This window comes from Exiguobacterium sp. s142, assembly GCF_018618455.1.
Taxonomy (GTDB): Bacteria; Bacillota; Bacilli; order Exiguobacteriales; family Exiguobacteriaceae; genus Exiguobacterium; species Exiguobacterium aurantiacum_A.
Window position 1 is genome coordinate 42669 of sequence record NZ_JACSMB010000003.1, and the last position, 13045, is coordinate 55713.

The 13045-nt window shown below is 51.8% G+C and carries 14 protein-coding genes; 5 read left to right on the forward strand and 9 right to left on the reverse strand.

Features of this window, described 5'->3' with window-relative positions; translation table 11 throughout:
- Window position 1: 1 nt before the first annotated feature.
- Both KNP77_RS03975 and KNP77_RS03980 read right to left on the reverse strand, forming a co-directional pair.
- Window positions 2–265 (reverse strand): hypothetical protein, encoded by a 264-nt coding sequence (locus KNP77_RS03975; RefSeq protein WP_131464765.1) that lies wholly within the window; start codon window positions 263–265, stop codon window positions 2–4.
- Between the two features lie 174 nt (window positions 266–439).
- Window positions 440–655, reverse strand: coding sequence for a zinc-ribbon domain-containing protein (locus KNP77_RS03980; RefSeq protein ID WP_236636574.1), 216 nt, complete (start codon window positions 653–655; stop codon window positions 440–442).
- A 128-nt stretch (window positions 656–783) separates the two neighbouring features.
- On the opposite strand from KNP77_RS03980, the gene KNP77_RS03985 reads away from it, so the two are divergent.
- Both KNP77_RS03985 and KNP77_RS03990 read left to right on the forward strand, forming a co-directional pair.
- Entirely contained in the window at window positions 784–1017 is a 234-nt protein-coding gene (locus KNP77_RS03985) for a hypothetical protein (protein WP_070329164.1), read from the forward strand.
- 348 nt (window positions 1018–1365) lie between these two features.
- Window positions 1366–2826 (forward strand): UDP-N-acetylmuramoyl-L-alanyl-D-glutamate--2,6-diaminopimelate ligase, encoded by a 1461-nt coding sequence (locus tag KNP77_RS03990; RefSeq protein ID WP_131464763.1) that lies wholly within the window; start codon window positions 1366–1368, stop codon window positions 2824–2826.
- A 61-nt stretch (window positions 2827–2887) separates the two neighbouring features.
- Here the strand turns inward: KNP77_RS03990 and KNP77_RS03995 are convergent, their stop codons facing one another.
- Complete coding sequence (locus KNP77_RS03995; protein WP_131490294.1) at window positions 2888–3883, reverse strand: MDR family oxidoreductase; 996 nt, start codon at window positions 3881–3883, stop codon at window positions 2888–2890.
- Between the two features lie 145 nt (window positions 3884–4028).
- On the opposite strand from KNP77_RS03995, the gene KNP77_RS04000 reads away from it, so the two are divergent.
- Complete coding sequence (locus KNP77_RS04000; RefSeq protein WP_070329160.1) at window positions 4029–4472, forward strand: hypothetical protein; 444 nt, start codon at window positions 4029–4031, stop codon at window positions 4470–4472.
- An 18-nt stretch (window positions 4473–4490) separates the two neighbouring features.
- On the opposite strand, the gene KNP77_RS04005 is transcribed toward KNP77_RS04000, so the two are convergent.
- The 6 genes from KNP77_RS04005 to mgtE all read right to left on the reverse strand — a co-directional run bounded on the left by KNP77_RS04005 (window position 4491) and on the right by mgtE (window position 10382).
- A complete protein-coding gene (locus KNP77_RS04005) occupies window positions 4491–4700 on the reverse strand; it encodes a hypothetical protein (protein ID WP_070329159.1) in 210 nt (69 codons plus the stop codon).
- A gap of 89 nt (window positions 4701–4789) precedes the next feature.
- Window positions 4790–5494, reverse strand: coding sequence for an SDR family NAD(P)-dependent oxidoreductase (locus KNP77_RS04010; protein WP_214888733.1), 705 nt, complete (start codon window positions 5492–5494; stop codon window positions 4790–4792).
- Window positions 5495–5506: 12 nt separating this feature from the next.
- Complete coding sequence (locus tag KNP77_RS04015) at window positions 5507–5896, reverse strand: GNAT family N-acetyltransferase (RefSeq protein WP_070329157.1); 390 nt, start codon at window positions 5894–5896, stop codon at window positions 5507–5509.
- Window positions 5896–6909, reverse strand: a complete 1014-nt coding sequence (locus KNP77_RS04020) for a serine hydrolase domain-containing protein (RefSeq protein ID WP_131508295.1) — start codon at window positions 6907–6909, stop codon at window positions 5896–5898. Before KNP77_RS04020 ends, KNP77_RS04015 begins: the two co-directional genes overlap by 1 nt.
- 186 nt (window positions 6910–7095) lie before the next feature.
- On the reverse strand, window positions 7096–8880 hold the full coding sequence (locus tag KNP77_RS04025; RefSeq protein ID WP_131439401.1) for a solute:sodium symporter family transporter: 1785 nt from the start codon (window positions 8878–8880) through the stop codon (window positions 7096–7098).
- Window positions 8881–9023: 143 nt separating this feature from the next.
- Window positions 9024–10382, reverse strand: coding sequence for a magnesium transporter (gene mgtE, locus KNP77_RS04030; protein ID WP_131464755.1), 1359 nt, complete (start codon window positions 10380–10382; stop codon window positions 9024–9026).
- A 335-nt stretch (window positions 10383–10717) separates the two neighbouring features.
- On the opposite strand from mgtE, the gene arcA reads away from it, so the two are divergent.
- Both arcA and argF read left to right on the forward strand, forming a co-directional pair.
- Window positions 10718–11947 carry an arginine deiminase gene (gene arcA, locus KNP77_RS04035; protein ID WP_070329178.1) on the forward strand — a complete coding sequence of 410 codons (1230 nt, stop codon included), beginning with the start codon at window positions 10718–10720 and terminating at the stop codon, window positions 11945–11947.
- A gap of 16 nt (window positions 11948–11963) precedes the next feature.
- Window positions 11964–12992 (forward strand): ornithine carbamoyltransferase, encoded by a 1029-nt coding sequence (argF, locus tag KNP77_RS04040; protein WP_070329153.1) that lies wholly within the window; start codon window positions 11964–11966, stop codon window positions 12990–12992.
- Window positions 12993–13045: the final 53 nt, after the last annotated feature.

A 13045-nucleotide genomic window follows, 5' to 3' on the forward strand; every position in this document is an offset into this window, starting at 1 on the left:
TTTAAGCGAAGCGGAGTGCCGATTGTTGCGCGCTCGCGAGCAAATGGGACCGAACCGTTCTCGTGGAAAAATCAAATGAGACGTGACTGTGCCAAAGTTCGGTGAACACGGTCACGAGGGCGGCTTCCGCCAAGTCAGGGCGTGTCGTCAAACGCAGTGTGACGGCGTATAATATGCGTTCGTAACGGTCGTATAGGAGTTCTAAAGCGAGGGCGTCTTTTTGTTGGATGCGTTCGTACAATTCGCGGTCGGTAATAAATGACATTGTAAACTCCTTCAGAGGGTCCAGTTCTCTCATGTTTTGGTCGCGGTGGTCAATCGGCTAAATAAGTAATGATTATATTTCACTAATCACCGCGCCGTAAACGGTTACTTTGACCGCGGAGCACATTCAAAAACACCCGAAGAACCGTTTATGCGGGTCTTCGGGTGTTTTAGGTCAAAATGAATGATAGCAGTGGGGGCAAGTTTGGCTACTGCCCGGTGCCCGTTTGAACGTCTGTTTACAGTTCGGGCACGTGACGGTCTTGCTCTCTTGACCGAACAAGCTTCCGCGGTTGAATAAGACGTCTTTCAAGTTCGGCAACGCCTTGGCGGCAAAAATCATGGAAATAAATAAGAAGATGGCCAAAACGGCCAACATGACGTATGTCATGACGGGCGTACCCCTTTCACAAAAGATTCGTTTCTTCTAGCATACGGGAAATTACTCAAACGTACACCTTTAGATTAGAAATAAGAACAAACGTTCTGTATAATGAATGTAACAAAGGAGGGGGCAGGATGAAGGATGAAGTGACGCGTTGGATGCGGATGGGCCGGGTCGTCGAATTGATGTATGTGGATCGTCACGGGATCATCTCGAAGCGACGGGTCAAGTTGATGAAGCTACAAGGGGAACAAGTAATCGCATGGGACATCATGAAGCAAGCCCGGCGGACGTTTTGCATCGAGCGCATCCTCGCCTGCCTCCCGATGGTCGACCGGAAATTTGGAGGAGAAGAGGGAGTCGGATGACGCCACTCCCCAAATGTTCGGCGCCGGCAGAACGCGCACTGCCGCCTCTACTGATACGCTCGAACAACTCACGGCTTATCCGAGAATGAAGATCGCCGTGATGCATGGTGTCGGACCGAGTGTGTTTCGATTGTTAAAGAGTGCTTTCGCTGAACAAGGACTTCGGTTCACGGATAGCGAAATGAATTCCTAGTCCCGTTATGGGCTAGGAATTTTCTAGTTAGACGTATGTTTTCCTATGAAAGAGGGAAGTAATATATTTGTCATCTCTATTTCAGCCTAAAATCTAGTACCATGACGATAAGGTTTGTTAACCTAGCGACACCCATGAGAAAGGAAGTACACAGCATGAGGACGAAACATTTATCCGCCATTCTAGGAAATGAGATGGATGATATCGAATGTGATCCATGGGTGACCGGAATTGAAACAGATTCCAGAAAGGTCAGTCCAGGGAATTTGTTTATATGCATCCGTGGTTATACGGTGGACGGACATGAATTCGCCGAAGACGCTGTCTCTAAAGGAGCGAGCGCGGTGATTTCTGAATCTCCGCTTGACCTCGAGGTGCCAAACATTGTCGTTGCCGATACGAAACGAACGGCCGGAGTGGTGGCGAGCGCGTTTTACGACCACCCGTCCCATCGGATGCGAATTTACGGCGTCACCGGTACGAACGGGAAGACGACGACTGCTACGTTAACATATGATTTATTTCGTTTATCAGGACGTCCGGTCGGGATTGTCAGTACGATTGGAGCCCGTTATAAAGATAAGAAGTTAAAGACGCCTAACACGACGCCAGAAGCCGTCGTCTTGCACCGCATCTTGGCCGAAATGGCAGATGCCGGGGTGACCGACTGTGTCGTCGAAGTATCGTCGCACGCCATGATGGAAGGGCGCGTCGAAGGAGTCCGCTTCCATGCGGCGGCGTTTACGAACTTGACGCACGACCACCTCGACTACCACCGTTCAATGGATGAATACGCACGGGCGAAAGCGCGTCTATTCGAACAAGTTGAAACGACGGACGGCGACGCCATCATCTTGAACGCGGAAGACCCGGCGAGCGAGACGATGGCCGCATTCGCACCGACACGGCGGAAAGTCATGTACAGTACGCACGCAGACGTCCCGGCCGATATTCAAGTCATCTGGCTAGGTCACACCGTCCGCATCAAAATGAACGCGATGACAATCGAAGCACCTGTTCACTTTATGGGATCGTTCAACGCTGCCAACTTGGCCGCGGCCATCGGTCTCGTCTCGACGTCGGAGCTCATGCTTCGCGCGATTATCGATAATGTTCCAGGGCTCACACTTCCGAAAGGTCGTCTCGAGCGGCTTGACACGGAAGATGCGGAGATTTATATCGACTACGCCCATACACCGGACGGGCTTGAAAAATGTCTGTCCACTTTACAAAAAGGGGAGCGGCAGCTCGTCGTCGTCTTGAGCGCGGCCGGAGACCGTGACCCGACGAAACGGGCTGAGATGGGACGCATCGCGAGCCGCTATTCGGACGATTTGATTGTGACGGTACATGATGTCCGAACCGAAAATCCGAAGCAAATCATTGACGGGCTGCTCGAAGGGATCGACGCGGACACGCATTATGTGACGTTTGAAGCACGAAGAGACGCGTTGCACCATGCGGCCGTGCAAGCGCTCGACGGCAAGCGCATCGTCGTCGTCGGAAAAGGGCACGACCATGTCGAACGTGTCGGCAGCGAAGCGATCCCGTTCAATGAATCGGATATCTTGTTAGAAGAACTGAAAAAATTAAAAGGCCAAGAACCGGCCGTTTGAATTTCATTACCAAGCATACAGAAGAAGGGCTGAATCGTTGGATTCAGCCCTTCTTTGACGTTTAGTCGTTCATGCGGACGACGGTCCGGCCACTCAGCTCACCGCGCATCATCGCCTCGGCTTGACGCGGGACGTCATGGAGCGGGATCTCGTGCACCATCTGGTTGAGTACGTGCGGTTCGATCAGCTCGTGTAGACGCTCCCACGCCGTCACTCGTCTTGCGATCGGCTGCATGACCGAATCGATGCCGACGAGACGGACGCCTCGCAGGATGAACGGGTAGACGGTCGCAGGAAGTTCGTGCCCTCCAACTAGTCCACAAGCGGCGACGGTTCCTTCGTATCGGGTTTGGCTTAAAATATTTGCGAGTGTGTTACCACCGATCGAGTCGATCGCAGCATCGAACCGTTGGCGAGCGAGTGGTCGGGGGGTTCCTTCCAATTCACTGCGTGGTATTGTCTGTTCAGCACCGAGATCAGTTAAATAAGATGAATCTGTTTTTCCAGTCGAGGCAATGGCGTGATAGCCGAGTTTATGGAGCAAGGCAATCGAGAAACTTCCAACTCCTCCGGATGCTCCCGTGACGAGCACTTCTTGACCGGGATGAACGCCTTCGTGTTCGAGTGCCTCAATCGCGAACATGGCGGTCAGTCCGGGTGTCCCGATCGTGATGGCATCTCGCATGTTCATGCCTTTCGGTAATTTCACGAGCCAATTTCCTGGAACTTGTGCAAACTGGCTGAAGCCACCGAAATGACGCTCACCGATGCCAAAGCCGGTCGCGATGACTTCGTCCCCAGGCTTGAAATCAAGATGATCAGATTCGGTGACTTTCCCGACAAATTCGCAGCCTGGGATGAACGGATAATGGCTGACGATTTTGCCCGATCCGGTCAATCCGAGGGCGTCTTTGTAGTTGAGTGCCGAATAATGGACCTCGACGAGGACGTTGCCGTCCTCTTCTTTAGGTAGTGAGTCGAGCTCGACCTCAGTCACCTCGGAATGGAGTCGGTCGTCACGCTTGTCGAGCACGAGTGCTTGAAATGAGTCGTTCATTGTAAATTGGCCCCTTTCTGTATGGCAAATCTGTTCCCTTTGTATCATTACCCACTCTGGAAAATATATACGCGAATGTTTCGTTATAACGAGGTGTGGAATGGTACAATGTAGTAGATTCAATTAGAGTGAGGAGGAATGAAGCATGCGGCACGACGACTATGAGTTTGATGAAGAAGTAGAAGTAGAAGAAGGCGAATTGTTCAACGTATACGACATTCTGCCACCAGATGGAACTATTCTCGAAATGGCGACTGCCGAAGAGATGGTCCGCGCGGCGGAGCTTGAAGCGACACATAACGCGCTCGAGCGAATCCAAGAATCAAACTTCCAGTTGTCAGGAGTAACGTTTAAAGAGTTACTGACAGAGTTCGAACGATACGAGCAAGAATCGATGGAATTCTGGACGGGCGTATATAGCCGACTGCGCATTCCATGGGCATGGACGATTCGAATCGATGTGGCCAATGGCCCGATTCACGTCGTCAATGATCGTGACATCTTTATCGATGAGGCAGACTTCGAAGAGTACGATTTTGAAGAGTTTGCCGATGATGACTTTGAAGATGAGACCGATAACCAAAACTGAATCCAAAACGTCTTTCCCTTATTCAGAAGGGAAAGACGTTTTTTTGACTTCGCTCATGTCCATACGCATACGCATCACTTCCGTGGCACCGAACCAGAGTCCGACGCTACACAGCAGGGACACACCGCTCACCAACGCTCCGACGATCGCGATATCTCCAATCATCGTGAACGATAGCACGAGGCTGAATATCCCGAAAAACAGCAATCCTCCCGCTATAGTCTTCATACATCACGCCACCCTTTCTCATTTGATTTGACTCTAGTGTAGCCGGTCAAACGAGACAGGGTTGGTCTATTTTTATACCTGGTTGAAAATTAGATGAGGTCGTGGATGGTATACGTTTTTCCATTGACAAACGGCTTGTCGATCAACTGCTCGACGAGGACGCGGCCGACCGTCTCAGGCGAGCGGAGTTTTCCTTCCGTCTCGTAAGCTTGAAACTGTTCGACATCTTGAAACGCTTCTCGTGAAGACGCGCGGATCGTCTGTTGCATGGATGTGTCCATCACGCCCGGGTTGAACAAGGCGAGGCGATGTCTCGTTCCTTCTAGTTCGAGCGCGACGGTCTCACTAAAGTGGTCGAGTCCAGCTTTCGTGCCGCAGTAGGCGCTCCACCCCGAGATCGGACGTTTGGCGGCACCTGACGTCACGTGGATGAGCGAGACGGGCACATCGTAAGCGAGGACGGCGTTCGTGATCAGCATCGGGGCGAGCAGATTCGCCTGAACGTGAGCGGTGAGCTGCTCCGTGTCGAGGTGGCCGGCCCGATGAATCGGTTCGATCAACGCCGCATTTTGGATGATGAGTAGCGACGTGGCGTCAGCGATGTACGGCTTGATTTGGTCAAGGGCTCGAAGTGTACTCGATACGTCGGATAAATCGACTTCGATATGTTTGAACGTTAAATCGCGTGATTGCGAGCGTGATAGGTTGATGACGTCGTAGTTTCGTCTCGACAGTTCTTCAGCGACAGCACGGCCGAGACCGAGTGACGCACCGGTGACAAGGGCAAGTTTCAAATAAATTCTCTCCTATTCGTGAATCGTTTTTCGAAAACCGTAGAAGGGGCGGAAGTTCAAGCGTTCATAATACGTATGCGAGGAAGCGCTCGCGAGCATCTCGAGTCGTGTCTCAGGATAGAGTGCATGGACGTGTGTCAATAACCGTTCCCCGAGGCCAAGCCGGCGGTGCGAAGCAGCGATGAGCAACTCGCACACGTAAAGGCTGACTTTTGTGTCGGTCAAACCGCGAAGATAGGCGATCACGTGTCCCGTTTCAGACTCGATGACGAAAGCGATGTTCGAGCGGCGCCATGCTTCTTTTGTCAACTCATCTTGACGAACGAGCTGGTGCCAGCCCTCAGCTTCGTTCAACGCTTGAATCTGTTCAAAATCTCGTTCATCGTAAAGACGGATGATCATCAAGACGCACCCACTTTCACTTCAATCGCTTTCATCACATCAAACGCCCCCTCTGACTCGTTCGAACAGACGACAGAAGTGACTTCGAAAGCAGGGTAATAGGCGGAATGGAAGCTGACACCGGGATCGTAGCCCATCACGTGATATTTGAATACCTCTTCGTTAGGTTCGAGTTGAATCCAGACGCCATACCCGTAATGTCCGCCCCGGTCATTGACGGTCACGTGAGGTGTCAATAACCGCGTTGTCATCTGTTGACCGAGAAGACGATGCCTGAGCAACGCGTCCCATAGTTTGGCCATGTCGGCCACCGTCACGAACGCCCCTCCGTCCGAACCGCCTTTGACGGGAATAGAGTACTGGTTTGTCCGCCATGAACCGTCCGGATTGTTGATATAGCCGAGCGCCGTATCGGCAGGCAGGGCGTCAAGCGAGAAGTAACCGGAGTCGGTCATGCCGGCCGGTGTGAAGACGAACTGTTCGATGTAATCCGAGAACGTCAATCCGCTCGCTTGTTCGACAATGAGACCGAGCAAAATGTAACCGGCGTTATTATAGTGGAATTCGCCGATTTCATGTTTCATTGACTGTTGCTGGAACATGGGCAAAAAGTCGCTCAATCGTCTTAGCTGATACATCGGACGTTGTTGCCATAACTCTTCAAAGTCGTCCATGACGGATTCATCAAAATAGTCCGGGATGCCTGACGTATGAGTGAGTAACGTTTCGACTGTCACACGTGTATCAAACTTAGGTAAATCAAGGGATAGACAGTCTCGGAGCAGCGAAGTGAACGCCAGCTTCCCTTGTTCGACGAGCTGACAGATGGCGATCGCCGTGAACAACTTACAGCCAGAGGCGATCCCGAACCGAGTCACGTCACGGTTTGGCAGTCGTTCGGAACGATTCGCATATCCTTGTTGTCGTTCAATTAATAGGTCGTGCTTTCGGACAGCGAGACATGTGCCTGAAAAAGCGGATGAGATTTCAAAATCTGACCAATTAGTATTCATGAGTGGACCTCCGACGTTTGGCTGTTCCTTTCCGTTTCTAAGTATGTAAATCATACCATTACACATTAACCTAAATAATGGAAAAATGATAGGTGTCATTCTTATGGTGAGGCGATTTTGCAGATGAAAAAACACCGTTCGAACTGATTCATTTCAGCAGGAACGGTGTTTTTGTAAAGAGGCAGGTCACCCGCCGCTCGCTTTTTCTTCGAGCTCGGTTTCGGTCGTTCCAAGGTTGTTCAAGTACACCTCGTATCTCGGGAGCCAGTACCGGTACGATACCCAGACGAGACCGCTCGTCGCGGCGAACAATGTCAGCGTCGCTGGCCAGAACCAGCCCGAGACGATCCCGTCCGCATAGGCGAGACCGATCGGAGAGAAGACGAAGTAGACGAACACCATCGAGGCGACGAGGATGATTGACGTCGAGATCGCATGACGCCAAGGTTTCACCCGACCGAGGTCGATCCGGATCGGCTTGATTTGTTGCATCGGACGCAGTTTGGCGAACAACAACATGATACTCGTCTCGATGACGAACAAGATGCCGTAGATGTGGATGAAGTTGATGCCAAGGTCAAATCCGAACCACTGTTTCATACCCCAGACTAAGAAGTAGTACGTGATGACGTGGAAGCCGATGACGATTTTAGCGGCGATCGGCGGCACGCGCTTGACGAGCATGCCAATCAAGACGACGACGAGAATCGGGATGTTGAAGAAACCGGTGAAACGGCGAATCAAGTCCCAAAGACCGTCCGGCGCGTACATCAAGTTCGGTGCGACGAAGAACGAGACGAGCGCGACGAACGTCCCGAACCATTTGCTGACCCGGATCAAATCTTTGTCCGAGGCATCGGGTTTGAACTTCGGTTTATAAATGTCGAGCACGAACAGTGTGGCGATACTGTTCAGCAATGAGTTGAACGAGCTGAACACCGCGCCGAGCAAGACGGCGAGGAAGAAGCCCATGAGCCACGTCGGTAACAAATCGGCGATCAAACTCGGATAGGCGAGGTCTGCCTTGTCCATGTTCGTGCCGTATAAGTGAAACGCGATGATGCCTGGAAGCAGCATAAAGATCGGAACGAGCAACTTCAAATAACCGGTGAAGAGGACACCTTTTTGTCCTTCGGCGAGGTTTTTAGCCCCAAGAGCCCGTTGAATGACATATTGATTCAACGCCCAGTAGAACAAGTTCGCGAAAATCATTCCGGTGAAGATGGATAGGAATGGCACCGAGTCGTTCGATGACCCGATCGCGTTCAACTTTTCAGGGTTCGACGTCGCGATCGTCTTCATCCCTTCGACGACGCTGCCGTCGCCGAGTGCGATAAAGCCGAGCGTCGGGACGAGGAAGCCGATGATGATGAGCCCGATGCCGTTGAGTGTATCCGACACCGCAACGGCGCGGAGGCCGCCGAAAATGGCGTAGATAGCGCCGATGATACCGATGAACCAAATGACGAGCCAAAGTGACTGTTCAAAGCTGATCCCGAGCAGTTCGGGCACGTCGAAGAGCTGTAGGACCGCGAGTCCGCCGGAATAGAGCATCGACGGAATCGTGACGCACATGTAACCGAACAAGAACAAGAGGACGGTCAAGCGCCGGACGTCCTCGTCATAGCGTTGACTTAAAAACTCAGGGATCGTCGTGATCCCGATGCCGAGAAAGCGTGGCAGTAGGAATAGTGCCATGATGATGGCGGCAATCCCGGCCGTCACTTCCCATGCCATCGCCGACATGTTGCCGGCGAACGACTGCCCGTTCAAGCCGATCAACTGCTCGGCCGATAAGTTTGTGAGCAGGAGCGACCCGGCGATGAAGAGACCGGTCAGCCCGCGACCAGCCAAGAAATAATCATCGGCGCTGTCGACTTTTCCTTTTGTCAGGCGATAGGATACGTAAGCGACGAGTCCCATGAATAAGGCTCCGGTCACTAATATGTATATAACTTGTTGAATCGTCACGATTTATCCCTCCTTGTATTACTTCTTATCTATAAGTACTTTTCGTAATTACCCGCCTGGCACGATAATTATTTCCCATCATAGCTTTTGTAAACAAACCGTAACAAAGCTCACACGAAAAAAGACACCTGAAACGTCAGGTGTCAGAAAAAGCGAAGCAATGAAGTGGCGACAGTGAAGTAGATGATCAATCCGAGATTGTCCACGACCGTCGTGATGAATGGACCCGAGGCCACGGCCGGATCGAGTTTCAGGCGGTTGATCAAGAGCGGGACGAGTGTACCGACAATCGTGGCAACGCTCAGTGAGGCGAAAATCGACAAGCCGACGATTATGCCGATCAAGGCGCTATCGTACAGGACCGTGATGACCCCGAAAATAACGACCATACAGGCGAGTCCAAGCAGGACACCGGTTCCGAACTCCCGGCGAATCATCTTGGCGACATTTTTCCGATTGATCGTGCCGAGCGCAATCGAACGTACGGCGACGACGAGCGACTGGGTGGCGGCGTTTCCGGCCGATCCCATGACGAGTGGCATGAAGACGGCGAGCAAAACGATCGTCTCGAGCGTATCTTCAAATCCACCGATCGTCGATGCGGTGATCATCCCGAGGAACATGAGGCTGATGATCCAAGGGGCACGTTTTTTCGCTGCCTCGACCGGGCCCATGTTGATGTCAGACGAGCCTTTCGTCGCGGACAGCTCTTCAAAGTCTTCGGTCGTCTCGCGTTCGATGACGTCCATGACGTCGTCGACGGTGATGATGCCGAGCAGGTGATCATCGCTATCGATGACCGGGAGCGCGAGCAAGTCATACTTTTGGACGGTTCGGGCCAAGTCTTCTTGATCGGCCATGACGTGGGCCGAAACGACCCGCCGCCCCATGATGTCAGCGATGAGATGGTCGAGCGGGGAAACGATCAAATCACGGAGCGACACAACGCCGACGAGACGTCGGTCTACATCGATTACATATAAATAGTAAATTGTCTCAGCTTCAGGACCGAGGTCACGCAACTCTTCGAGTGTCGCCCCGATCGTTTTGTCGGCCTGTAACACGATGAACTCGGTCGTCATGATGGCACCGGCCGTATCATCTGGATAGCGCATCAAGTCTTTGACCTCGGTCGCCTCGGTCTCGTCCATCTGTTCGAACAGTTCGTTCATGAAATCGTCCGGAAGTTCGGTCATGAGGTCGGCGGCATTATCCGAGAACATATCGTTTAAGACGCTGACCGCATACGGGCGTGGCATTTCTTGGATGAACTGCTGTTGTTCATCGAGCTCTAATTTTTCAAATAAATCGGTGTACTCTTCAGGTGATAAAGCGCTGTATACAAACGCCCGATCGGGTTGGTTAAGTTCGATGAAGATGTCGGCCTGTTCACCCGGGTGAAGTGTTAAAAACACGTCGCGGAAATCGACCGGATCCCCTTTTTGGATGAGCGCTGTCACTTGGGCTTCATGACGCGCGCGTTCTGTACGTTCGATGGCCATCGACTCACTTCCTTTTCTAAAGTCATTTTTCGTATCCTGTCGTTATCGTACCTTAATTTGAAAAGAAAAAATAATGGATTTTATTCACAATTCATACATCGTGTATCCATCCCAACCGTCGCCCTCTCCTTGTTCATTGATTCACAACCGTTTGTTCATTCAATTTGACTCATATTGTATCCATTTTTTTGTGGAATCGACCACAATCAGAACGTCGGAATTACCCGCCTCGGAATCGGGTAAGTTGATAATGTAAGGGTAGAAACACACCCGAATCACTAGGAGGAAGCGAGATGATATCGATGACGGATCAATTGACCGCACGGGATACAACGCTGAAACATCCGATTCACGTGTATTCAGAAATTGGTGAACTAAAGACTGTACTATTGAAGCGTCCAGGACGCGAACTTGAGAATTTGACGCCGGAGTATTTGGAACGACTCCTGTTCGACGACATTCCACATTTGCCGGTCATTCAAAAAGAGCACGACTACTTTGCGAGCGTGCTACAAAACCGGGGCGTCGAGGTGCTCTATTTAGAAAACTTGATGGCAGAGACACTATCGCTGCCTGGCGTACGTGAACGATTCGTCGCCGACATTCTTTCGGAATCAAAATCAAATATTAACGGTTCATACGAGACGCTCAAAGAGTATTTACTCGCTTATGATAACGAACAGTTGATCGAGACGGTCATGGCCGGTATCCGTAAAACCGAGATCAAGCGCGAAAAGCGCCGTCATCTGCACGAGATGATCGAGGACACGTATCCGTTCTTTCTCGACCCGATGCCGAACCTGTACTTCACGCGCGACCCGGCCGCGGCGATTGGGAACGGCTTGTCGATCAATCGCATGAAAGAACCGGCGCGTCGCCGCGAATCACTGTTCACGCAATATATTATGAGATACCATCCACGCTTTGCGAAGCATGATATCCCGATCTGGTCGGATCGTGACTATCGGTTCGCGATGGAAGGCGGGGACGAACTCGTCCTATCAAAAGAAGTCGTCGCCATCGGGATATCGGAACGGACGACCGCCCAAGGAATCGAGCGCGTTGCCCTCAACTTGCTCGCGAACGGGGGCACGTTCAAGAAAGTCATCGCCATCGAGATTCCGAAGTCGCGTGCGTTCATGCACCTTGATACCGTCTTCACGATGGTCGACCACGATAAGTTCACGATCCATCCTTTCATCCAAGGACCGGGCGGCAAGATGAACATCTTCGAGCTGACGTTGAACGCGGAAGGTGAGCTGCACATCACGCAACACACTGATTTGTTGAAAGTGTTGAAATCGGCTCTCGGCCTAGAGGAAATCGTGTTGATCCCATGTGGTGGGGGCGACCCGATCGCTGCGGCGCGCGAGCAATGGAACGATGGGTCGAACACGCTCGCAATCGCCCCAGGTGTCGTCGTTACGTATGACCGGAACTACGTTTCGAACGAGCTGCTCCGTTCAGAAGGGGTCGAAGTCATCGAAATCATGTCGAGTGAGTTATCACGAGGCCGTGGAGGCCCACGTTGTATGAGTTGTCCAATTATCCGTGAAGATATTTAACGAGGAGGAGAAACACATGTCCACAACGTTCAACTTTGATTTGAAAGGTCGTCATTTTTTATCGCTTAACGAGTTTTCGCGGGACGAACTGAACTACTTGATCGACTTATCGGCAGCGTTCAAACGTCAAAAGAAACAAGGGATTCCCCACCGGATTTGTGAAGGCAAGAACGTGGCGCTCTTGTTTGAAAAACCGTCGACACGGACGCGCTGTGCGTTCACCGTTGCGGCAATCGACCTCGGCATGCATCCTGAATACCTCGGGAAATCGGATATCCAGTTCGGGAAAAAAGAATCGGTCCGTGATACGGCGATCGTGCTTGGACGCATGTTCGACGGCATCCAATTCCGTGGCTTCGCTCACGAAACGGTGGAAGGTCTTGCACGGGATGGCGGGGTCCCAGTTTGGAACGGTTTGACGGACTTGTATCATCCGACGCAAATTTTGGCCGACTTCTTGACCGTCAAAGAACAAAAAGGTGATTTGGCTGGCATTCGTTTCGTCTACGTTGGAGATGGACGCAACAATATGGGCAACACGCTGTTGATCGGTGGTGCCAAAGTCGGCATGGACATGCGAATCTGTGCGCCGAAATCGCTCTGGCCGTCTGACGAGGTCGTCGATTACGCGCGTTCGGTCGCGGCTGAAACAGGAGCACGCATCACCTTGACGGAGAGCATCGACGAAGCTGTCGCTGATGCGGACGTCATCTATACCGATGTGTGGGTATCGATGGGCGAAGAAGCTGAATATGAAGAGCGGATCAAGCTCCTTCATCCGTACCAAGTGAATATGGACATGGTCGAGAAGACCGGAAATAAAGACGTCATGTTTCTGCATTGCCTGCCGGCGTTCCACGATTTAGAGACCGAGGTCGGGCGAGCGATTCATGAACAATATGGACTGAAAGAGATGGAAGTGACCGACGAGGTGTTCCGCAGCCGCCATTCATACGTGTTCGATCAGGCGGAAAATCGGATGCACACGATCAAAGCCGTCATGGCGGCGACACTCACCGATACGTTTGAATGGCTCGAACGCTGACGAACGAGGAGGCATGTCCTCCTCATTCGTACTAAACGAAAGGGATGAGTTAT

Coding starts and splice junctions, on each gene's coding strand:
- KNP77_RS03975 (WP_131464765.1), bottom strand. CDS start 265: ATGTCATTTATTACCGACCGCGAATTGTACGAACGCATCCAACAAAAA.
- KNP77_RS03980 (WP_236636574.1), bottom strand. CDS start 655: ATGACATACGTCATGTTGGCCGTTTTGGCCATCTTCTTATTTATTTCC.
- KNP77_RS03985 (WP_070329164.1), top strand. CDS start 784: ATGAAGGATGAAGTGACGCGTTGGATGCGGATGGGCCGGGTCGTCGAA.
- KNP77_RS03990 (WP_131464763.1), top strand. CDS start 1,366: ATGAGGACGAAACATTTATCCGCCATTCTAGGAAATGAGATGGATGAT.
- KNP77_RS03995 (WP_131490294.1), bottom strand. CDS start 3,883: ATGAACGACTCATTTCAAGCACTCGTGCTCGACAAGCGTGACGACCGA.
- KNP77_RS04000 (WP_070329160.1), top strand. CDS start 4,029: ATGCGGCACGACGACTATGAGTTTGATGAAGAAGTAGAAGTAGAAGAA.
- KNP77_RS04005 (WP_070329159.1), bottom strand. CDS start 4,700: ATGAAGACTATAGCGGGAGGATTGCTGTTTTTCGGGATATTCAGCCTC.
- KNP77_RS04015 (WP_070329157.1), bottom strand. CDS start 5,896: ATGATCATCCGTCTTTACGATGAACGAGATTTTGAACAGATTCAAGCG.
- KNP77_RS04020 (WP_131508295.1), bottom strand. CDS start 6,909: ATGAATACTAATTGGTCAGATTTTGAAATCTCATCCGCTTTTTCAGGC.
- mgtE (WP_131464755.1), bottom strand. CDS start 10,382: ATGGCCATCGAACGTACAGAACGCGCGCGTCATGAAGCCCAAGTGACA.
- argF (WP_070329153.1), top strand. CDS start 11,964: ATGTCCACAACGTTCAACTTTGATTTGAAAGGTCGTCATTTTTTATCG.